The sequence below is a fragment of the Paraplanobispora siamensis genome (genome assembly GCF_016863175.1).
GTDB classification, from domain to species: Bacteria; Actinomycetota; Actinomycetes; order Streptosporangiales; family Streptosporangiaceae; genus Planobispora; species Planobispora siamensis.
The window spans coordinates 225,027-243,826 of record NZ_BOOJ01000029.1 but is presented as its reverse complement, the minus strand read 5'-3'; the positions used below and the strand labels follow the sequence as shown (position 1 = coordinate 243,826).

General features: G+C 70.8%; 22 protein-coding genes, 4 tRNA genes and 2 pseudogenes. 14 read left to right on the top strand and 14 right to left on the bottom strand.

Going from position 1 to position 18,800, the window contains the following annotated elements; all coding sequences use genetic code 11:
- Positions 1-182: 182 nt before the first annotated feature.
- Entirely contained in the window at positions 183-839 is a 657-nt protein-coding gene (locus tag Psi01_RS17430) for a hypothetical protein (RefSeq protein WP_204065064.1), read from the top strand.
- A 716-nt stretch (positions 840-1,555) separates the two neighbouring features.
- Here Psi01_RS17430 and Psi01_RS17425 read toward each other — a convergent pair.
- Positions 1,556-2,203 carry a TetR/AcrR family transcriptional regulator gene (locus tag Psi01_RS17425; protein WP_204065063.1) on the bottom strand — a complete coding sequence of 216 codons (648 nt, stop codon included), beginning with the start codon at positions 2,201-2,203 and terminating at the stop codon, positions 1,556-1,558.
- A 161-nt stretch (positions 2,204-2,364) separates the two neighbouring features.
- On the opposite strand from Psi01_RS17425, the gene Psi01_RS17420 reads away from it, so the two are divergent.
- From Psi01_RS17420 to Psi01_RS17410, 3 genes and pseudogenes are all read left to right on the top strand, one after another.
- On the top strand, positions 2,365-3,150 hold the full coding sequence (locus Psi01_RS17420; protein ID WP_204065062.1) for a DUF4386 family protein: 786 nt from the start codon (positions 2,365-2,367) through the stop codon (positions 3,148-3,150).
- Between the two features lie 199 nt (positions 3,151-3,349).
- Positions 3,350-3,598, top strand: a pseudogene (locus Psi01_RS44570) (transposase); the annotation flags it as partial.
- Positions 3,504-3,749: a hypothetical protein gene (locus Psi01_RS17410; protein ID WP_204065095.1), complete on the top strand. Its 246-nt coding sequence runs from the start codon at positions 3,504-3,506 to the stop codon at positions 3,747-3,749. The pseudogene Psi01_RS44570 and the gene Psi01_RS17410, both read left to right, overlap by 95 nt.
- A gap of 21 nt (positions 3,750-3,770) precedes the next feature.
- Here Psi01_RS17410 and Psi01_RS17405 read toward each other — a convergent pair whose 3' ends face one another.
- The gene (locus Psi01_RS17405; RefSeq protein WP_204065060.1) at positions 3,771-3,983 is read right to left on the bottom strand and encodes a hypothetical protein; all 213 of its coding nucleotides are present in this window, start codon (positions 3,981-3,983) and stop codon (positions 3,771-3,773) included.
- Between the two features lie 12 nt (positions 3,984-3,995).
- Here Psi01_RS17405 and Psi01_RS43375 point away from each other — a divergent pair, with 12 nt between their 5' ends.
- A complete protein-coding gene (locus tag Psi01_RS43375) occupies positions 3,996-4,742 on the top strand; it encodes a DUF6042 family protein (protein ID WP_239127791.1) in 747 nt (248 codons plus the stop codon).
- Between the two features lie 127 nt (positions 4,743-4,869).
- Here the strand turns inward: Psi01_RS43375 and Psi01_RS43370 are convergent, their stop codons facing one another.
- The 6 genes and pseudogenes from Psi01_RS43370 to Psi01_RS17385 all read right to left on the bottom strand — a co-directional run bounded on the left by Psi01_RS43370 (position 4,870) and on the right by Psi01_RS17385 (position 8,037).
- Positions 4,870-5,124 carry a hypothetical protein gene (locus Psi01_RS43370; RefSeq protein WP_239127790.1) on the bottom strand — a complete coding sequence of 85 codons (255 nt, stop codon included), beginning with the start codon at positions 5,122-5,124 and terminating at the stop codon, positions 4,870-4,872.
- Between the two features lie 8 nt (positions 5,125-5,132).
- Positions 5,133-5,669 carry a recombinase family protein gene (locus tag Psi01_RS43365; protein WP_275424532.1) on the bottom strand — a complete coding sequence of 179 codons (537 nt, stop codon included), beginning with the start codon at positions 5,667-5,669 and terminating at the stop codon, positions 5,133-5,135.
- 41 nt (positions 5,670-5,710) lie between these two features.
- Positions 5,711-6,016 (bottom strand): annotated as a pseudogene (locus Psi01_RS44715) (recombinase family protein); the annotation flags it as partial.
- A 424-nt stretch (positions 6,017-6,440) separates the two neighbouring features.
- Positions 6,441-7,157, bottom strand: coding sequence for a DUF8817 family protein (locus tag Psi01_RS17395; protein WP_204065059.1), 717 nt, complete (start codon positions 7,155-7,157; stop codon positions 6,441-6,443).
- 11 nt (positions 7,158-7,168) lie between these two features.
- Positions 7,169-7,729 carry a PadR family transcriptional regulator gene (locus Psi01_RS17390; protein ID WP_204065058.1) on the bottom strand — a complete coding sequence of 187 codons (561 nt, stop codon included), beginning with the start codon at positions 7,727-7,729 and terminating at the stop codon, positions 7,169-7,171.
- Between the two features lie 74 nt (positions 7,730-7,803).
- Positions 7,804-8,037 (bottom strand): hypothetical protein, encoded by a 234-nt coding sequence (locus tag Psi01_RS17385; RefSeq protein WP_204065057.1) that lies wholly within the window; start codon positions 8,035-8,037, stop codon positions 7,804-7,806.
- A gap of 339 nt (positions 8,038-8,376) precedes the next feature.
- On the opposite strand from Psi01_RS17385, the gene Psi01_RS17380 reads away from it, so the two are divergent.
- The 3 genes from Psi01_RS17380 (at position 8,377) to Psi01_RS17370 (ending at position 9,145) form a co-directional block, all read left to right on the top strand.
- Positions 8,377-8,598, top strand: a complete 222-nt coding sequence (locus Psi01_RS17380) for a helix-turn-helix domain-containing protein (RefSeq protein ID WP_204065056.1) — start codon at positions 8,377-8,379, stop codon at positions 8,596-8,598.
- Positions 8,598-8,789 carry a hypothetical protein gene (locus Psi01_RS17375; protein WP_204065055.1) on the top strand — a complete coding sequence of 64 codons (192 nt, stop codon included), beginning with the start codon at positions 8,598-8,600 and terminating at the stop codon, positions 8,787-8,789. The genes Psi01_RS17380 and Psi01_RS17375 overlap by 1 nt, the downstream gene beginning before the upstream one ends.
- A gap of 212 nt (positions 8,790-9,001) precedes the next feature.
- A complete protein-coding gene (locus tag Psi01_RS17370; RefSeq protein WP_239127789.1) occupies positions 9,002-9,145 on the top strand; it encodes a hypothetical protein in 144 nt (47 codons plus the stop codon).
- Between the two features lie 91 nt (positions 9,146-9,236).
- Here Psi01_RS17370 and Psi01_RS17365 read toward each other — a convergent pair.
- A tRNA-Val gene (locus tag Psi01_RS17365) sits at positions 9,237-9,308 on the bottom strand.
- A gap of 491 nt (positions 9,309-9,799) precedes the next feature.
- Between Psi01_RS17365 and Psi01_RS17360 the strand changes: the two genes are divergently transcribed.
- Complete coding sequence (locus tag Psi01_RS17360; RefSeq protein WP_203895185.1) at positions 9,800-10,216, top strand: SsgA family sporulation/cell division regulator; 417 nt, start codon at positions 9,800-9,802, stop codon at positions 10,214-10,216.
- Between the two features lie 9 nt (positions 10,217-10,225).
- On the opposite strand, the gene Psi01_RS17355 is transcribed toward Psi01_RS17360, so the two are convergent.
- Positions 10,226-10,876, bottom strand: coding sequence for a DUF305 domain-containing protein (locus tag Psi01_RS17355; RefSeq protein ID WP_204065053.1), 651 nt, complete (start codon positions 10,874-10,876; stop codon positions 10,226-10,228).
- Between the two features lie 43 nt (positions 10,877-10,919).
- On the opposite strand from Psi01_RS17355, the gene Psi01_RS17350 reads away from it, so the two are divergent.
- The gene (locus tag Psi01_RS17350) at positions 10,920-12,305 is read left to right on the top strand and encodes an LVIVD repeat-containing protein (RefSeq protein WP_239127788.1); all 1,386 of its coding nucleotides are present in this window, start codon (positions 10,920-10,922) and stop codon (positions 12,303-12,305) included.
- A gap of 58 nt (positions 12,306-12,363) precedes the next feature.
- On the opposite strand, the gene Psi01_RS17345 is transcribed toward Psi01_RS17350, so the two are convergent.
- The 3 genes from Psi01_RS17345 to Psi01_RS17335 form a co-directional block, all read right to left on the bottom strand.
- Positions 12,364-13,194, bottom strand: a complete 831-nt coding sequence (locus tag Psi01_RS17345; RefSeq protein WP_204065051.1) for an aminotransferase class IV — start codon at positions 13,192-13,194, stop codon at positions 12,364-12,366.
- Positions 13,195-13,260: 66 nt separating this feature from the next.
- Entirely contained in the window at positions 13,261-14,256 is a 996-nt protein-coding gene (locus Psi01_RS17340) for a chorismate-binding protein (protein ID WP_204065050.1), read from the bottom strand.
- A 99-nt stretch (positions 14,257-14,355) separates the two neighbouring features.
- Positions 14,356-15,306 carry a LysR family transcriptional regulator gene (locus tag Psi01_RS17335; RefSeq protein WP_204065049.1) on the bottom strand — a complete coding sequence of 317 codons (951 nt, stop codon included), beginning with the start codon at positions 15,304-15,306 and terminating at the stop codon, positions 14,356-14,358.
- Between the two features lie 74 nt (positions 15,307-15,380).
- Here Psi01_RS17335 and Psi01_RS17330 point away from each other — a divergent pair, with 74 nt between their 5' ends.
- Positions 15,381-16,724: an NAD(P)-binding domain-containing protein gene (locus Psi01_RS17330; protein ID WP_239127787.1), complete on the top strand. Its 1,344-nt coding sequence runs from the start codon at positions 15,381-15,383 to the stop codon at positions 16,722-16,724.
- A gap of 38 nt (positions 16,725-16,762) precedes the next feature.
- Here the strand turns inward: Psi01_RS17330 and hutH are convergent, their stop codons facing one another.
- On the bottom strand, positions 16,763-18,310 hold the full coding sequence (gene hutH, locus Psi01_RS17325) for a histidine ammonia-lyase (protein ID WP_204065047.1): 1,548 nt from the start codon (positions 18,308-18,310) through the stop codon (positions 16,763-16,765).
- 154 nt (positions 18,311-18,464) lie between these two features.
- Here hutH and Psi01_RS17320 point away from each other — a divergent pair.
- The 3 genes from Psi01_RS17320 (at position 18,465) to Psi01_RS17310 (ending at position 18,719) form a co-directional block, all read left to right on the top strand.
- Positions 18,465-18,536, top strand: a tRNA-Gly gene (locus Psi01_RS17320).
- A 25-nt stretch (positions 18,537-18,561) separates the two neighbouring features.
- A tRNA-Cys gene (locus Psi01_RS17315) sits at positions 18,562-18,632 on the top strand.
- Positions 18,633-18,647: 15 nt separating this feature from the next.
- A tRNA-Val gene (locus tag Psi01_RS17310) sits at positions 18,648-18,719 on the top strand.
- Positions 18,720-18,800 lie beyond the last annotated feature (81 nt).

Here is an 18,800-nt window from a genome sequence, read left to right as displayed (position 1 = left end):
ACACCGTTCGCCGAACGGCGACTGACTGCCCTTGCCCAGGTCGCAGGAGATGTTTTTCCAAAAGGTTGTCGCACCCGCGCGGCGGGGGTTGATATATCGACAAAAAGGTAGAGTCGTCGCGGTATCCGGGCCGGTGCCGTGAGGGCTAGCAGCGAGGACCACAGGCGGCCTCAGGAGTGACCATGAGTGGCGATCAGGGATCACCAGCCAACAATGAAAATCGGGAGGAGCGGGCGGCGCGGCGACGCGATGTGCTGGCCGGCCGACGCGATCGGGCCGCCCTGGCGCGCGACGCGGCCGCGGTAGTGCGCGATCAGGCTGGCGAAAACCGTGACCAGGCCGCCGAACAGCGCGATCTGCTGGCCGGGCGGCGCTGGGCGGCCGCGCGGGAGGACTCTCTGGCCGTGGAGATCGACCGGCGTATCCATGATCTGTTGTGGGCGGCTGAGCAGCGCGACCTCCTCGCCGCACAGCGCCAGGAGCATCTGGCCGATCTCGGTGATGAGATCGCCTGCGAGCTGGCGGTGCTGGCCGGTGAGCGCGAACAGGCCGCCACCGAGCGGGCCGTGCTGCGTGAGCTGCTGGCCCAGCTGCGCGTCCAGCGCCTGGCCGAGCACGACGGCCGCGAGCAGGACCACCAGAACGCGGCCTGCGACCGGGCGGCCAACGCTGAAGATCGCCGGGATAGTCAGGACGATCGGCGGGCCAGCCGCAGCGATCGCCAGCGGGCGGCCTCCGACCGGCTGGGCGCGGGCGTCGATCGGCAGGCGGCCGCGGGCCGGCGCACCCGCCAGCGTCTGGGCCGCGAGCAGGAGACCCCAGCAGGCGATGAGCGGTGAGGGCGCCGGCCGAAAGGGAAGCGCCGCCGCAGGGGTCCGGTGCGGTGCGGGGATGGCTGCGCCGCACCGGACGTGCCGGCCGGGACCGGGATGTAAGAGCCTGCGCCGGTCATCGCCGGCCCGGTCCCGGATAGGAAGGGGGGCATGCCTGCCCTGCCGTCTTTGAGTGCGCGCAGGTGCGAGCCGTCGACGGCGGTGGCCTGCAGATCGAGCAGGCCCGCGCCGTTCGTGGTCGCGGGCCTGCTCGATCTGCAGGCCCGCGCCGTTCGTGGTCGCGGGCGTGGCCGAGCTGCCGGTCGTCGCCTTCGGCCTGCTGTCTGCCTCCCAGGTTCGCAAGTCACCCCCTGGCAACGGCACGTCCCCATCGCCATGTTCGCGCCGGTGTTCTTGGCCCTCGCGCACGCCGCCCTGTCCGCTGGTGGTGGGGCGCCGGCGAAGGGAGCCTCCTGGAGGCGCCGGCGAAGGGAGGCTCGCGCGGCTGTCGCCGGTGGAGATCGGCCGGGTTCGCAGCGCGGCTGCTCATCCCGGCGGCGAGCGCCATCGAACATGCCCCGGCGTGGTCACGCTTCCGGCGGCTCCACCAGACAGGCGCTTTGATCAGCCATGACCGCCGACGCGGCAACTCCCTGCCAGCGGATCTATGAATGCGGTACCGGCCTCCCCGCACCCATCCCGGGCCGTGCCCGCCGAACCGGCCTGCACCGATTCGGCCATCATCACAGAGCCCTTGACCGCCGGCCCGCAGAGTCGGGGTGGGTGAGCCCGTCAAGGACCCGCTCCAGCCCCCAGCGGAACTGGCCGGTGCCGATATAGGCGGCGATCGTGTCGGCACCGGCGGCCGTGCGGGGATAGCGGTCGGCGGGCAGTGCGGCGAACCCGGCCCGCCTGGCGGCGATTCGCTCCGCCTCCGGGGGGGCCGGCCGGGCCGGGTCCAGTTCGGCCGCCTCCAGCGCGATCGCGCCCAGAATGTACACAATAAGGACATAGCCCGCATGGACCGCGACATCGTCATCAAGCCCGGCCTCGGCGAGCAGGGCGAACAGGCGCTCGCCCAGCAACAGCGCCTGCGGACCGTCCATCGGCGCCCCGAGCAGCAACGCGGCGGCACCGGGGTGGGCGAGCAGCCGGGCGCGCAGGCCGAGTGCGAGCTCATGCACGCGCTCCCGCCACGGGCGCCCGACGTCGGCCAGCGCCTCGGCGTCGTGCTCGCCGATCAGCCGGTCGACCAGCGTGCGCAGCACCGCCGCCTTGTCGGGGAAGTAGGTGTACAGGGCGTTGGGTGCCACGCCCAGCTCGGCCGCGATGCCCCGGATCGAGACGGCCTCGGCCCCCCGCTCATCCAGCAATCGCAGCGCCGCTGCCACGATCACCTCCTCGGAGAGGATGCGCCGGGGCCCCGGCCGACGCCGGGTGGCTGATGCCTGCTGATCGGATCCCATGTCGCCTCCCATTGACGGAGACACTGTACGCCGTGCAAACTCTGTACGGGGTACAAATTGTACGCCGTACAGATTCGGAGGCCCGCATGAACTCCACAACCCGCGCCCCCGCGACGGCCACCCGCACACCCCACACCCTCACGGCGATCTTGCTCATCGTCGGGGCGGTCGTGGTCAACACCGCCTTCGCCCTGCTCGGAACAGCGTTCGACTACCCGGACGTACTCCAGTACCCGGCCGAGGAAGTGCTGCGCCGCTTCCACGCCGACCGGGTGCAGATCACCGCACTATTCCTCCTGCTGGCAGCAGGCGCTGCGCTGCTCGCCCCGATCGCGGTGTGGACCGCCCGGCTGGCCGGTACGGGCCCGCTGCCCCGAACCTCCGTCGCAGTCGGGGTGGCCGCCGCCGCGGTGCAGGTGGTGGGACTGCTGCGCTGGCCGCTGCTGGTACCGGCCCTGGCCGCCACCGTGGCCGACCCCGGTGCCACCGCCATCGCCCGGGCGGCAGCGGTCGAGCGTTTCCACACCCTGCACACCCTGCTCGGCCAGATCGTGGGAGAGGCGTTCGGGTACCTGCTCACCGCCGCTTGGACAGTGCTGATCGTGGTGGCGCTGCGCCGCGGCGACACCGCGCATCCCGTGGTCCACCGCTTCGTTCTCGGCCGGTTCTCGGCGGGACTGGCACTGCTCTCCGTCCCGCTGATCCTCACCGGACTGCTGGTGCCCCTCGGAGCACCTGGCGCCGATCTGGCGAACTTCATCGGGTACGTGGCCTGGAGCCTGTGGCTGGTGGTATTCGGGGTCGGCCTGCTGCGCGACTCCAGGCAGCAGGTCCGGGCGATTGCCGGCCAAGCCACCGGCTCCAGGGCCTGATCGGCCAGCGAGCGCCGGGTGCCGCACCGTCATACAGCTGAAGGGCCGGATCGAAGGCCGGAAGATGCTCGGTGGACTGACAGCGTGTTTGAGAGCTGATCGTGACCCCGTCCCACGGCCGGGTAGAACCGCGAGCGTGACACGACGCCCCTTTCCACCTCTCTGATCTCACCTCCACCTCTCTGATCTCACCGATGAGCAGTGGGCGTTGATCGAACCGCTGCTGCCCGGTCCACGCCGGGACGGCCGTAAGGAGAAGCATCCACGCCGGGACGTCGTGGACGCGATCTTGCATGTGGTGCGTACCGGCTGCTCCTGGACGGCTTCCGGCGGACTTCCCGCCCTGGCAGACGGTGTACTGGCACTTCGTGCGCCGGGAGGAGCAGAAGGTCACCCAACAGATCATGGACGTGCTGCGCCGTCGTGTCCGCAGACGCGCCGGTCGTGATGCGGAGCCGTCGGCGGTGGTCATCGACAGCCAGAGCGTCAAGGGCGCCGACACTGTGGGCGCCGACACCCGTGGCTATGACGCCCACAATTATCTGGGGCTGGATGTCATGCCGGGCCGGATGGATCAGGGCTGCTCAGCGATGGCCTGACGGCGTGGTTGCCGGAGATGATTACAGGTTCTCCAGGAAGGCGAGCAGGCCGGCGACGAGCAGCCCGGTCTGCAGGGCGACGAGCAGCAGCAGGTGGTCGCGGCGGCCCGGCTGGGTGGACTGGTCGGGAGCCGCGAGGTGCGGCAGACTGCAGGCTCGCCCGTTCCCTCTGGAAGCGAGTTGGTCGCCATGTCGTCCCCCCTCGACTTCGGTCAGATCCTGTTTGGGCAGCATTGGGCAGGCTGGATGCCCGAGTGCGGGATCGTCCTGGTCGGACAGATCGCCACGCGGGATGCGGACTTCCCGCCGAGCGTTGACGAACTGATCAATCGCCTGTCCTTCGGCAGCCCCAGCGTGCAAGGGCGCGGCTGGGACACCCAGGCATGGGAACCTCTCGAACCTCATACTGACGAGAGCCTTGCCCGGTTACGGGAGGAGTTGGGCGATGACGACGACAGGGATGCGGCAACAATCAATGCCGAGGAGGCTGCCAACCGCGAGCAGTTTCGCTCTCGTCTGGATGAGCTGGCCACCGGACTCGGCGTCAGTCCTCTTGTCACTGTTCGCGACGTGTTCGACTATCTGGTTGCCTGCCGAATCATCCAGACCCACGAACAGGACGGCGTCACCCTTTGCAGCATCAACCCAACTCCCCCTCTGCCGGGCGAGGTACTCAACCTCACCCCCGAGGAGAACGCGAAAGAAGATCACATCCGCTGGACTCAGTTGTATGAGCAGCCGTCCTTTCAGATCATCGAGCTGTTCGACCCGGAGGGTGCCCGGCATGAGGAGTTGACCACCAGCTTGGAGAAGCTCGCAAAGAAGATCAGCCTGGATGTCGAAACCGTCCGCCAGGCGATCTTATGGCTCATCGAGCAGGGACATTTCACCGCGAGCCTTGATATCTCCACCGCCGAACGGTACGAGGTGTTCACCTTGCGGGTGGACTGGGAGAAGTTCGCGAAGGACCGGATCGATATCCGCTTCGCGTGATCATAGGTAGCAGCGCCGCGCCCGGATTTCCAAGCCCGAGGCACCCGTAGTGTTCGTGGTCGTCGCGGTCGCCGACAGTGCGGTGACGTCCGCCGCTTCGATGGCGACCGGGCGCAGCGGCAGGTGCTCATGGCGGCCGTCCGGGGCCGGCAGGCGGCCGGTGTAGCCGGCCCGGGTGGCGCCGTCCGCCCCGGAGCGGAGCGACGGCATGCCAGATGCGGCGCAGCGCGGCCAGCGCGGCCAGCGCAGCGCCGCCGGCGATCGGGGCGGGCAACTCGCCGGGGTCGACCTCGCCCGCGCTCTCCCAGGCCGCATACGTCAGCAGCAGCTCTTCCAGCTCGACCATGACGGCCGGCAGCTCGTTGCCGAGATCGGGCACCACGACGGTGGTCATCGCGCCGCTCGGTTCGGTCCGGCTGGCTGGTCGGCCGCGGCCGCGGGCGGCGTGCTCGACGCCGGGGCGAGGGAGGCCGGGTCGTCGTCCAGGGCGCGGGCACCTGCGGCGGCCGCCGTGGCGGCCGTGTCGTCGTGCTCGCGCAGCATCCGTAAGACGGTCGCCGGCGAGGGATGCCAGCCCTTCTTCTTGCCCTTGGTGATGACGAGCTGGGCGGCGATACCGCGCAGGCTCTTGCCGCGCTCTCGTAGGTGCAGGGCCACGACCAGCATGACCTCATCGATGACGGCGGCCCCGCCGATGGCCTTGCCGCGGGCCCGCGCCGACTCCTGACCTTCCAGGGTGCGGTCGCGGATGTACTCGTACTCCATTCCCGACAGCGCGGCCAGCACGGTGAAGACGATGCCGGACGGGTCGTGGGTGCCCTGCAGCTCGCCGGCCAGGAACTCCAGACTGATGCCGGCGGCCTTGAGCTGTTCGGCCAGGGCGGCCAGCTCGATGCCGCGCTCCAGGCGTTTTTGCTCGTGCACCACGAGGGTGACCGCGATATCGGAGGCGCGCAGGCCCGGGCATGCTCCACGGCCCGTTCCAGCTCGGGACGGCGGGCGACGCGGGTGGAGACCTCCTCGGAGGAGATCCGGGTGACGCCGGCGGCCTTGAGGGAGTCCATCTGCGTGTCCAGGGACTGGCGGACGGTGGAGGCGCGGGCGTAGCCGATGCGCGCGTGCCCGGCCGGTTCGGTGGCGGCTGATGCCGGGCGGGGCAGCTCGGCCCAGAGCGCTCCGGGCTTGCGGAGGGCCGGGGTCGGCGCGGACAGGGCCTTGGCCAGCGCGGACAGGGCCTTGGCCAGCGCGGACAGGGCCTTGGCCAGCGCGGGCACGAGCCGGAAGCGGGCGGTGTGTGGTACTGGATGGCCACCTTGCCCTTGCTGATGCGACACGGCGAGCCCGCCTGGGCCGCGCACGAGGACATCGGGCAGTCGTGGGCCTCCACGCGGGGAAGTCGGCGTCGCTCACCCACGATCGTTTTCATGTGTGCGTTTCGATCAGCAAGGCGAATGCACCGACCTATGAAACACGATCCGCCCTGGATGATCGCCTCCGGACGAGGCGTTTCATAGGCGATCACCTGTGACACACAACCTGCCCGAACACGGGCCAGCCGAGCTGAGCACAGACCCCGACCTACGGCGCAGTCCTCAAGGAGGACGTGCGCTACGCCGGCGACATCATGACCCGCGTGCGCGACCACATGCGCGCGCAGCCGCCCCGCTCGGCGGCTGCGCGCAAGCGCGCCGTACCCGGTCAGAGGCCTAGCACGGCCTCGATGTCGTCGATGGCCGCCAAGGGCTGGGCGAGCCGCTCGCGTTCTGCCTCGGTCAGGGTGAGGGCGCGCGCCCGGGCCAGGGCATGTCCGGCGGCGGCGTGGTCCTTGGCGCGGACGGCGAGCTCGGCCCGGTAGACCAGCGCCTCCAGCAGCTCGGCCGCCGATGCGGTGTCCTTGTCCCGCTCCAGGGCGCCGTCCAGGATCTCGGCCGCCCGCTCGTACTCGCCGTGGGAGTCGCCCATCACGACCGCCCGGTTCAGCGAGGCGGTGAGCCTGCTCGTGGCCTCCTCCTCCGGCAGGGGGCGGGCGGCCATGAAGCGGATCCAGTTGCCGCCGGGGTCGATGACGGCGAAGCCGGAGTGGTTGCCGTCGTTCTTCCGCCTGCGCGGCCGGGTCATCCGGGGGATGCCGGAGACCAGGAGCTTGCCGTGCGCCGCGCGCATGCCCGCGGCGAACGCCTCGAACAGCTCTCCGGTGTCCGGCACGACGATCACGCAGGTCCCGTAGGAGTCTTCGGGCTTGAACGCCTCCGGCATGCCGAAGAAGCCCAGCTGGAGATCCTCGCGCTTGAGCAACACGTACGGGTTCGGTCGAACCTGGTAGTAGATCCGGTGGAAACCGAGCATCGTGTAGAAGTCGACCATCTCGTCGATGGAGCGGCAGGGAAGCAGCGGTATGGCGATCTCGTTGGCCATCGGAGGAACTCCTATTCGCCGGCCATGGTGAACGCGCCCTCTTCCAGGCGGCGGATCATCCGGTCGGTCCACTGGGCGCCGGCGTCGGCGGTGCTCAGCCACAGGGACAGCACCTCGCCCACCGGGCCCCAGGTCGCCAGATCCGTACCCTCGGGCAGGTACGCGGTGATGCTCGCGCGCCACTCGCGCATGGCGCGGGCCCGCTCGCGCAGCAACTCCAGGGCCCGCTCCCGGGGAAGGTCCTCGATGAGGCCGATGGCGGCGCCCAGCACGTCCAGGCTCGGCTCGCGGTCGGCCAGCGCCTGACCCAGCAGGTCGAGGTACTCCCGCTCGCCCTGCCGGGTCAGCTCGTACTCAATCCGCGGTGGCCCCCCGGCCTCGGAGGCGACCGTCTCGTGCGTCACCAGCAGGCCCTGACCGGCCATGCTCTTGAGCGCGTGATAGACCGAGCCCGAGGTGGCGGTCGACCACTCGTGCGCGCCCCACGACTCCAGATCCGCGCGGACCTGGTAGCCGTGGGCGCGCCCGCGCCTGCGCAGCGCGCCCAGGACCAGCAGCCGTACCGGCTTCATCGAACCCTCCCGAACTCAGCTAGCCAAATTTGGCTATGTGCTACCGGGAGCTTACCGCACCAACGTGGAGGAAATCAGCGCAGCGGTCGTCGCGACATACCAGCTCCCCGTGATAGCCCCTCCTCGACGACCCGGCCGCCGTCCAGGAAGGCGATGCGGTCGGCGCACTGGACCGTCCGCATCCGGTGGGCCACCGTCACCACCGTCCGGCCGGCCATCAGGTGCTCGATCCGCCCTACGGGTGACGCCCCGAAGTGACCGCCTGGTGCGGGATCGTGCCAGGTCGGGGTGGCCGTTCCGGTCATCACCAATAGATCGTCGACCCGGAGCCGGTCGATCGGGTCTCGTAGTCGCGGGCCGGCGGTGCGGCATCGGGGTGCCGAAGATCCGCTCGGCCGCCGGGTAGCTTCTGAACCGGCAACTGGCCGCTCTGACCGAGGCGGGCTTCCCACCCGTCCGGCCACCCGCATCGTGCCTCGCTCGCTGCATCGTGGACGAGAGCGGCCGCTGCAGCCGAAAGCACGCTCGGCCACAGACAGTCCCCGTTAGCCCCGCCCGTTGTCTTGATCCCCGCCCTTGCCCGACAACGGCGCCTCCGCCCACCGTCTCGCTCTCCTCCCATCGCCCGCGAAAGGACCCGTGCTCCCATGACCATCCCGACGCCGGACCATGTCCGGCTCGATGACCTCAAGCTCTACTCCGTGAAGGAGACCATGGTTCTGCTCCGCCTGGGCAAGACCAAGATCTTCGAGTGGATCCGCACCGGCCGCCTGCGCTCGGTCAAACAGGGCCGCTCCCGGCGCATCCCGGCCACCGCCGTCCGCGACTACATCGCCCTGCTGGAGAAGGAGACGCAGAAGGTCGCTTGATGAGCAAGCGACGCAGCCGCGGTGACGGCGGCCTGCACTGGGACGAGAGGCGCCAGCGCTGGCTCGCCGACAAGGCCCTGACGCTCGCTCAGGCCGAAGCCGTCCCGATGACCGCCGAGAACTCCCGGATGCACGCCTACATCGTGGTCTCCTTGCTCACCGGGGCGCGCACCGAGGAACTGCGGCACTGACGTGGGACCACGTGGACCTCGACGGGGATCCGGACGCTCATCCGCCGGTGCCGGCGCATATGGCCGTGTGGCACTCGGTACGGGCTGGCGGGGACGCCAAGACTCATAAATCCCGGCGGACGTTTGCCTTGCCCAAGCGGTGCGTGGAGGTACTCCGGCGGCACCGCCAAGCCCAACGGGAAGAGCAGGGCGAATCCTGGTCGGAGAGCGGGGTGCCGCTGGAGGAGATCTCCCGGCTCGTCGGCCACCGCAGCACGACGGTCACAGAGATCGTCTACCGCAAGCAGATCCGCCCGGTTCTGCAGGGCGGAGCCGTGGCCATGGACCGCATCTTCGAAGAAGGCCCGGGGCCGTAGTCACGCAGTTAGTCACTCAGAAGATCCATGACAGCAGAAGAGCCCGGAGGTTGGTGTCAACCTTCGGGCTCTGACCTGCGTCTCATCTGTGTGGGCGATACTGGGATCGAACCAGTGACCTCTTCGGTGTGAACGAAGCGCTCTCCCGCTGAGCTAATCGCCCGCCCTGTGCGGCTCCTTCGCGGTGCCGACGTGGAAAACCATACAGCAATCCGGGACCGCTCGCGAAGCGGCGCGGACGAGGGAGGGCGGGGGGCGTGATCTTGGAGAGGTGGCGGAGGGGGTCGTGGGTGCGACGCGATAGCGGCAAAGGGTCGGTGATGAACCCGATGGGACGCTACGGTGTCATAGCATCAACCTGATCCGGAGAAGTACCGTAACGACCATGGCTAGACACCTATCGCCGGAGACACCCCAGTTGGGAAGTCGAGCGTGATGGAAACGATGCGCAAAACCCTCGTAAATACGACCCCGTTGATGGCGTTTAGCCAGGTAAGCGCAGAAATGTCGCGCTGTGATGTGCGTTACAGAACGGCCTGGAGGCGGAATCTCTCCTACAGGTCTCTTCGTTCCGCCTCGTAGGAGCGGACGAGTCCGATCAGTAGCAGTGGAAGCCCCGAAGAGGGGACCGACGACGAAAAGGTTTGGCTGACGATGAACAGCACCACCGTCTCTGCCGAGCTGGGCCTTCGGCTTGTGGTCCCCGACCGTACTACCGTCCCCTTGCTCGCCGGGCTCAGCTACACCGCTGACGACCCGTACGCGATCAGGATGGCCTTTCACGTGGGCAACGACGAGCCGGTCGAGTGGATTTTCGCCCGTGAGTTGCTGACCGTCGGCATCGTGCGACGGGTCGGCGACGGAGACGTCCAGGTGTGGCCGGCGCGCGCCGACGGCGAGCGCACGCTGCACATCAGTCTCACCTCGCCGTTCGGGCAGGCGCTGTTCGAGGTGCCGCTGGCCCCGCTCACCGAGTTCCTGCACCGCACCTACGAGCTGGTGCCGGCCGGTCGCGAGACCGACTTCATGGACCTGGACGCCGAGCTCAGCAACATGCTCTGGAGCTCCTGACCTCCGGGTCTACCGCTCCTTCTGGATCTCCCGCATGCGGGAGATCTCGATGTTCTGGCCGGAGACGACGTCGGCCGCCGTGGCGCGCATGGCCCTGTCGGTGCCCTCGCGCAGCTCCTGGCCGGCCATCGTCACGGCCGCCTCGTGATGGGCGATCATCAGCTTCAGGAAGAGCTCGTCGAAGGCGGCGCCCCTGGCCGCCCTGAGCCGGTTCATGTCCTCCAGGGAGACCGTGTGGTCCGCGTGGCCGCCGGGGGCCCGGCCGATCGACTTCAGCCACGCGGTCATGGCGGCGATCTCGGGCCGCTGGGCGGCGATGATCCGTTCGGCGAGGGTGCGCACCGCGGTCGACGACGACCGCGCCGGGACCAGCTCCGCCATCTCCAGCGCCTGGCGGTGATGGGGGATCATGCCCTCCGCGAAGCGCACGTCGGCCGCCGTCACGCGGGCCTCCGAATCGCCGAGCCGTTCGCCCGGCTTCGCCGTACGCCCCGCCTCCCCCGGTCCGCCGGGGATGATGACCGGCGCGCCGGTATCCGCCACCAGTGGCGCCCCCTTGTCCGGTTCCGTCTGCGCGCACCCCGACAGGACCGGCGTCGCCAGGATCGACGCTGACAGGAACGCGACAAGAGCGCCGCGCGACCGATACACACCCCGCATACCATCAATAATGGTGCAAGCCAATCCAATCGATGGGAGTACTGTGCGACCAATCGCAGCGCTGGTGCTGGCGGCGATCCTCGTGGCGGCGGGCTGTGGCGCGGATCCAGAGTCGCCGGCTCCGGGGGCACAGGCTCCCACGACGGCCCCCTCCACCCAGGACTCCGGCACCGCCTCCGCACCGGGCTCGGGTGAGGTACTGCACAGCGCGAACGTCACCCACGTCGCCAACGTGCCGCCCGGGGCCCCGCTCGACGGCCCCCAGGCCTGGGGCACCGACCTGGCCTTCCAGGACGACCACGCGTTCGTGGGCAACTTCGACGGCTTCACCGTGTTCGACATCTCCGACCCGGCCAAGCCCGGCGTGGTCAGCCGGGTGTTCTGCCCCGGCGAGCAGAACGACATCTCGGTGACGGGCAACCTGCTGTTCCTGTCGATCGACCGGCCGCGCGGCGGTCCCGGATGCGACGACGGCGAGCAGGCGGGCGAGGAGGCCTGGGAGGGCATCCGGATCTTCGACATCACCGACAAGGCCGAGCCGAAGTTCGTCTCGGCGGTCAGCACCCCCTGCGGCTCCCACACCCACACCCTCGTGCCGGGGTCGGACCCGCAGAAGCTCTATGTCTACGTCTCCGCCCCCGGCCCCGAGCCCGGCTCCTCGACCTGCCCCGGGCCGCACAACATCTTCTCGATCGTCGAGGTCCCCACGGGCGACCCCGCCGCGGCCAAGGTCATCGCGAACCCGGTGATCTCCGACGAGAGCGTCCGCACGGAGATCGGCGGCTGCCACGACATCACCGCCTACCCCCAGAAGAACCTCGCCGCCGCGGCCTGCTTCGGCGACGGCATCCTGCTGGACATCACCGACCGGGCGAACCCCAAGGTGCTGCAGCACGTGAGCGACCGGGAGAACTTCTCCATCTGGCACTCGGCCACCTTCAACAACGACGGCACCAAGATCGTCTTCGGTGACGAGCTGGGCGGCGGCATGGGCGCCACCTGTGACCGCAACACCCCCCGGACCAAGGGTGCGGACGCCATCTACGATCTCACCGACGGGCGCACCCTGACCCTGCGGAGCTACTTCAAGATCCCCAGGGAGCAGCAGCCCGACGAGAACTGCGTGGCCCACAACGGCTCGCTGCTCCCGATCCCGGGCAAGGACATCATGGTCCAGTCGTGGTACCAGGGCGGGGTGTCGATCTGGGACTTCACCGACTCCGCCAACCCCCGCGAGATCGGCTTCTTCGAGCGCGGCCCGGTCGACGGGCTCGCCGGATCGTGGTCGGCCTACTACTACAACGGCCACATCTACTCCAGCGACATCACCGAGGGACTGGACGTGATCCGGATCGACGACCCGCTGACCGACCCGGCCAAGCAGGTCAAGACGGAGGAGCTCAACGCCCAGACCCAGGTGACCTACTGACGCGCGGGGCCCCGGTTCGCGGACCGGGGCCGGTCGGCGGCCGGTCGGCCCCGGTCCGTCACGGGTCGAGGTCGGCCGCCGAGCGCTCGGCGAACACCTGCATCGCCTTGGCCGTCACCGGTCCGGGCGCGACCGGGAGCACGGTGCCGTCGACCGCGCGGATCGGCTGGATGTCACGGGTGGTCGAGGTCAGGAACGCCTCCTCGGCCTCGTAGAGGGCCGACAGCGGCACGTCCTCCTCGACGCCGCCGCACCACTCCAGGGTCAGCGCGCGGGTGACGCCCGCCAGGCAGCCGGAGCCGAGCGTGGGGGTGACGAGCCGTCCGTCGCGCACGAGGAAGACGTTGCTGCCGGTGCCCTCGCAGAGGTTCCCCGCGGTGTTTCCGAAGATCGCCTCGCCGCCGCCCCTGGCCTTGGCGTAGAAGAGCGCCTTGGCGTTGTCGCCATAGGAGGTGCTCTTGACCCCGGCCAGAACGCCGCGCTCGTTGCGCGGCCACGGGACCACGGCGACGTCGGCGGTGGCGGGGAACGGCTTCTGCTCACCGACGATGATCACGGTGGTGGGGCCCTGGTCGCCCCGGTCGGAGCCGAGCGGCCCCGGCCCGCTGGTGTAGGTGATGCGGATGCGGCCCAGCGGCCAGGACGGCGCCTGGGCCAGGACGGCCCGTACCCCCTCGGCGATCGCGTCGGTGTCCGGCTCGGGCAGCTCCATCAGCCGGGCCGAGACCTTGAGCCGGTCCAGATGGCGGCTGAGCGCGAACGAGGTGCCGTTGGTGAACTTGACGGTCTCGAAGACGCCGTCGCCGACCATGAGGCCGTGGTCGAAGACCGAGACCACGGCCTGGGCCGGATCGATCAGGCGTCCGTTGACCCATACGGGTACGTCCATCGGGAATGTCTCCTTGTCGGATAGAGGAACGGCTGTGGGACTTGTCGGGATGAGGAGCGGCGGGACTCAGGGGGTCGAGGCGAGTGCGATGAGCCTGGAGGCCTTCAGTTCGGTCTCGCGCCACTCGCGCCGCGGGTCGCTGCCCCAGGTGATGCCCGCGCCCGTGCCGAAGTGGATCTCACCGGCCGACAGCCAGAAGGTGCGGATCCCCACGGCCAGCGACGCCCGCCGCCGGTCGGCGTCGACCCAGCCCACCGCACCACAGTAGGGCCCGCGGGGCTCGGGTTCGAGCTCGTTGATGATGCGCAGAGCCGAGGATTTCGGCGCCCCGGTCACCGAACCCGGGGGGAACGTCGCGGAGAACAGCTCCGGCCATCCGAACTCCGGCGCGAGCCGGGCCCGCACCGTGGAGACCAGGTGCACCAGACCGGGGTGCTCCTCCACCTCGCACAGCGCCGGGACGGTCACCGAGCCCACGGAGGCGACCCGGCCCAGATCGTTGCGGACCAGGTCGACGATCATCACGTTCTCGGCGTGGTCCTTGTCCAGGAGGTCGTCCGCGGTGACACCGGTGCCCTTGATCGGCCGGGACTCGATCACATCGCCGTCCCGGGACAGGTACAGCTCCGGCGAGGCCGACACCACGCTCAGGCCGGGCAGGCAGACCGTGGCGGCGTGCGGGGCCGGGTTGCCCTCGGCCAGCCGTACGGCCAGGGCCAGCGGGTCCGCCTCCTGCGGCAGTGACGCGGTGAGCACCCGGCACAGGTTGGCCTGGTAGACGTCGCCGCGCTCGATGTACCGGCGGATGCGCTCCACCCCCGCCTCGTAGGCGGCGCGGTCGAGCGAGCTGCGCCACCGCGACGGGTGGGGCCCGCGCCAGGGGCCGCGCGGCGCCGGCAGCGGAGCGGGGCGGACGTCGGCGAACCTGGCGCACGTGACCTTGCCCTCGTAGTCGACCACGACGGCCCACCACCCCTGACCGTCCAGCGCGGACAGGTCGGTGGTGACGTCGAGGAGCCGGGTGGCCAGCAGGCCTCCGGCGTGGGCGAAGGAGTCGTGCACCCTCTCATTGTCGCGCCTGTCCGCTCCTCCCCCTCTCCGCCGCCTGTCCAGCCCTCCTTCCCTTCACCTCTCCGCCGCCTGTCCAGCCCGCCCTTCCCTTCACCTCTCCACCGTCTGTCCAGCCCGCCCTTCCCTCCGCCTCTCCGCCACGACCGCCCGCACCTGTTCGTCCGCCGCCTCGGCCAGGAAGCGCACCAGCGTGCGGGCGGCGGGCAGGCAGTCGGGCGGGAGGGCGGCGGAGACGGTACGGCGCGGCGCGAACCCGCCCAGGGAGCGCAGCGCCAGACCGGCCGGGACCGCCCGGGCGGCCAGGGAGGGGACCAGGGTGACCCCCAGTCCCGCCGCCACGAACCCGAACTTGCCGGTCCATTCGGCGATCTTGAGGGTGGTGCGGGGCGTGAACCCCGCACGGGCGCAGGCGTCGGCGAGCATGGTCCGCCGGCCGGGCGGGGGCGCCTCGATCCAGGTCTCCTCCCGCAGCTCCCGCAGGTCGACCGGGTCGGTCGCGGCCAGCGGATGGTCCCCGGGCAGCGCCACGAGCAGTTCGTCCTCGGCCAGCTGGACGATCTCGATCTCGTCGTCGTACGGCAGGCCGGAGGGATAGTCGCTGACCACCGCGACGTCCAGGCCGCCCTCGCGCATCCGGCGCAGCAGTCCTCCGCTGGGCGCCTCCACCGGGACCGGCTCGACCTGCGGGAACTCCCGCCGGAAGGCCCGCAGGGCGCCGGGCACCAGGGCGACGTTGGCGGTGGCGAACGCCCCGAGGCGCACCCGGCCGCGGTAGCCGCCGTGGATCCCGGCCAGATCCTCGGCGGCCCGGTCGAGGCGGTTGAGGACGACCGTGGCGTGCCGGTGGAGCAGCTCCCCGGCGGGGGTCAGGCGCACGCCGCGGGGCATCCGCTCGAACAGCGGCCCGCCCGCCTGGCGTTCCAGCGAGGCGATCCGCCGCGAGACCGCCGACTGCGTGTAGTCGAGCCGGGCCGCCGCCGCGGTGAACGAACCGGTGCGCGCGACCGCGTCCAGCAGGCGTAACGCGTCGATGTCGAACACATTCCTCCTTCGCATGGCTTACATGCAATTTAGTCGCTGGTGGAATGTCTGGAAGGTCCCTAACGTCGGGGCACGTGATTGCTTTTCTCGGTCTGGGGCGCATGGGCGCCCCGATGGCCCGGCGACTCGTGGAGGCCGGGCACAAGGTGACGGTGTGGAACCGTACCCCGCGCGCCGTGGAGGGCGCGGCGGTCGCGGACTCGCCCGCCGAGGCCGTGTCCGGCGCGGAGCTGGTCGTCACGATGCTCAGTGATCCGCAGGCGGTGCACGACGTCCTCTCCGCGGCGGCGCCCGGACTGCGGGAGGGGACCGTGGTGGTCGAGATGTCCACGATCGGCCCCGGGGCGGTGGCCGGCCTGCGCGCGCTGCTCCCCTCCTCGGCAGGACTGGTGGACGCCCCGGTGCTGGGCAGCGTGGAGCCCGCCCGCTCCGGCACGCTGACGGTCCTGGCCGGGGGTACGGCGCGGGACCTGGCGCGCTGCCGGGAGGTGCTCGAGGTGTTCGGCGAGGTCCGGGAGGCAGGCGGACCGGGAGCGGGGGCGGCCCTGAAGCTGGTCGTGATGAGCGCGCTGGTTCCCGCGCAGGTGCTGCTCGCCGAGACGGCGGCCTACGCCCGGGCGGCCGGGGTGGACACCGGGACGCTGCTGGAGGTGCTGGAACGCACTCCGCTCGGGGCGCTGGCCGGACGGGTCCGCCCCGCGGTGGAGGGCGAGCGCCCCGAGCCGCGCTACGCCCTCGGCCTGGCGGCCAAGGACCTGCGGCTGGCCGCGCACCCGGTCCAGACGCTGGCGGCCGCGGCCGAGGGCCGGCTGACGGCGGCGGTCGCGGCGGGGCTGGGCGGGGAGGACCTGACGGCCGTGTTCGGGCACGTCGGGCACGTCGGGCACGGGTCGCGGGAACCGGGCGGCCCGGACGCGGCCCCGGACCGGGACGGGCCGAGTACGGCGGGCATCCCGGACCGGGACGGGCCCGGTAGGGCAGGCGCTCCGGTGCGGGGCCCGTCCGGCGGCACGGCCGGCCGTACCGGGGTGGAGAAGATCAACCCAGCCTCGGTCCCGGCGACCAACGGGCTCTACTCCCACGCCACCCGGATGGGAGACCTGCTGTCCGTCTCCGGGCAGGTGGCGCTGGACGCCGGGGGGAACGTCCTCGGCGAGGGCGACATGACGGCGCAGTCCGAGCACGTGATGGAGTCCCTGGCGCGCATCCTCGCCGACCAGGGATGCACGTTCGACGACGTGACCCACATCCGGACGTTCCTCACCGACATGTCGCGTCTGCCGGAGTACGGGGCCGTCCGGCGGCGCTTCATCACCGGTGAGCCCCCGGCCAGCACGACCGTGGAGGTGTCACGGCTGTTCCGGCCGGGGCTGATGATCGAGGTGGAGGTGACGGCGGCCGTCCCGCGAGCCCGGTGACGACCGGGCCGGGGTGGACGGACCGGTGACCGCCGGGGTCAGGCGAGCGGGCCGGTGACCGACTCGGCCGCGGCGACCACGGAGGCGTCGGCCACCATCCGCACCACCGACTCGATCTCCGGGGCGAGGAAGCGGTCCGGGCCCGGGCCCGGCACGGACTGGCGCAGGGCGGTCACCACGGCCCCGGTCGCGGGCGCGGGCGTGTGCGGCGCCCGCAGGTCGATGGCGCGGGCCGCGGTGAGGATCTCCACGGCGAGTACCCGGCTCAGGCCCTCGATCGCCCGGCGCAGCTTGCGCGCGGCCGACCAGCCCATGGAGACGTGGTCCTCCTGCATGGCGGAGCTCGGGATGGAGTCCACGCTCGCGGGCGCGGCCAGGCGCTTGAGCTCGGAGACGATCGCGGCCTGGGTGTACTGCGCGATCATGTGCCCGGAGTCCACGCCCGGGTCGTCGGCCAGGAACGCGGGCAGCCCGTGGTTGCGGGCCACGTCGAGCATGCGGTCGGTACGGCGCTCGGAGATGCTCGCCACGTCCGCCACGGCGATGGCCAGGAAGTCGAGCACGTATCCGACGGGGGCGCCGTGGAAGTTGCCGTTGGACTCCACCCGTCCGTCGGCCAGCACCACCGGGTTGTCGATCGCGGAGGCGAGTTCCCGCATCGCGACGGACGCGGCGTGCGCGAGGGTGTCGCGGGCGGCGCCGGCGACCTGGGGGGCGCAGCGCAGCGAGTAGGCGTCCTGCACCCGGGTGCAGGTGCCGTCCCGGTGGCTGGCCATGATGCCCGAGTCCCGCAGCAGCGCGCGGAGGTTGGCGGCGCTGGCGGCCTGGCCGGGGTGCGGGCGCAGGGCCTGCAGGTCGGCGGCGAAGACGCGGTCGGTGCCGAGCAGGGCCTCCACGCTCATGGCCGCGGCGATGTCGGCGGTCTTGAACAGGCGGGCCAGGTCGTCCATGGCGAGGATCAGCATGCCGAGCATGCCGTCGGTGCCGTTGATGAGCGCGAGGCCCTCCTTGGCGGCCAGCTCGACGGGCTCGACGCCCGCCTGCTTGAGCGCCTCGGCGGCGGCGACCGGGTTCCCGCCGGAGTCGCGGACGGGCCCCTCCCCCATGATCGCGAGAGCCACGTGGGAGAGGGGGGCCAGGTCGCCGGAGCAGCCCAGGCTGCCGTACTCGTGCACGACCGGCGTGATCCCGGCGTTGAGCATGGCCTCCAGCACCTTGGCGACGCGGGGGCGCACGCCGGTGTGGCCGGTGGCGAGGGTGTGCAGGCGCAGGAGCATCAGCGCGCGGGTGACCTCGGTCTCCACCTCGGGCCCCGAGCCGGCGGCGTGCGAGCGGACCAGGGAGCGCTGGAGCTGGGCACGCAGCTCGGGGGCGATGTGCCGGGTGGCCAGCGCCCCGAAGCCGGTCGAGACCCCGTAGGCCGGGGTGGGGCTCTCAGCGAGTTCGTCCACGCGGGTACGCGCCGCGGCCATCGCGGCCACGGCGTCGTCGGTGAGGCGTACGGCGGCGCCGTGCCGGGCCACGGCGACGACCTCGCCGAAGGTCAGCGGCTCGGGCCCGATGTTCACGACCACGTTGTCGCGCATGGTGTCACTCTCTCGCTGTAGATGTAACCGGTGTCTGCCATGTTAGACCCTTACATCTCTCCACCCCACGGCTCGTACCGGAATTCCGGTTTGGGGAGTCGCCGGGTATTCGCTAAAGTTCTCTGCGTGAGGCCGGTCTCCCCGGCGGACACACGCGGAAGTGGCTCAGTGGTAGAGCATCACCTTGCCAAGGTGAGGGTCGCGGGTTCGAATCCCGTCTTCCGCTCGAAAGAGGCCCTCGGGCCTCGCTCGGTGGAGTGGCCGAGAGGCGAGGCAACGGCCTGCAAAGCCGTGTACACGGGTTCAAATCCCGTCTCCACCTCTGGTCTTCCCACGCGGACGATTAGCTCAGCGGGAGAGCGCTTCCCTGACACGGAAGAGGTCACTGGTTCAATCCCAGTATCGTCCACTGCACAACGTCGCAGCAGAGGCCGGATCCACGAAACGGATCCGGCCTCTGTCACGTTCCCGGCCTCTGTCACATTCCCGG

Excerpts from the sequence above, each read along its gene's own strand:
- Psi01_RS17355 (WP_204065053.1), bottom strand. The coding sequence starts at position 10,876 with ATGCGGGGTGTGTATCGGTCGCGCGGCGCTCTTGTCGCGTTCCTGTCA.
- Psi01_RS43375 (WP_239127791.1), top strand. The coding sequence starts at position 3,996 with ATGCCCGAGTGCGGGATCGTCCTGGTCGGACAGATCGCCACGCGGGAT.
- Psi01_RS17395 (WP_204065059.1), bottom strand. The coding sequence starts at position 7,157 with ATGGCCAACGAGATCGCCATACCGCTGCTTCCCTGCCGCTCCATCGAC.
- Psi01_RS17405 (WP_204065060.1), bottom strand. The coding sequence starts at position 3,983 with ATGCTGCCCAAACAGGATCTGACCGAAGTCGAGGGGGGACGACATGGC.
- Psi01_RS17345 (WP_204065051.1), bottom strand. The coding sequence starts at position 13,194 with ATGGACGTACCCGTATGGGTCAACGGACGCCTGATCGATCCGGCCCAG.
- Psi01_RS17360 (WP_203895185.1), top strand. The coding sequence starts at position 9,800 with ATGAACAGCACCACCGTCTCTGCCGAGCTGGGCCTTCGGCTTGTGGTC.
- Psi01_RS17390 (WP_204065058.1), bottom strand. The coding sequence starts at position 7,729 with ATGAAGCCGGTACGGCTGCTGGTCCTGGGCGCGCTGCGCAGGCGCGGG.
- Psi01_RS17420 (WP_204065062.1), top strand. The coding sequence starts at position 2,365 with ATGAACTCCACAACCCGCGCCCCCGCGACGGCCACCCGCACACCCCAC.
- Psi01_RS17375 (WP_204065055.1), top strand. The coding sequence starts at position 8,598 with ATGAGCAAGCGACGCAGCCGCGGTGACGGCGGCCTGCACTGGGACGAG.
- hutH (WP_204065047.1), bottom strand. The coding sequence starts at position 18,310 with ATGCGCGACAACGTGGTCGTGAACATCGGGCCCGAGCCGCTGACCTTC.
- Psi01_RS17380 (WP_204065056.1), top strand. The coding sequence starts at position 8,377 with ATGACCATCCCGACGCCGGACCATGTCCGGCTCGATGACCTCAAGCTC.
- Psi01_RS17430 (WP_204065064.1), top strand. The coding sequence starts at position 183 with ATGAGTGGCGATCAGGGATCACCAGCCAACAATGAAAATCGGGAGGAG.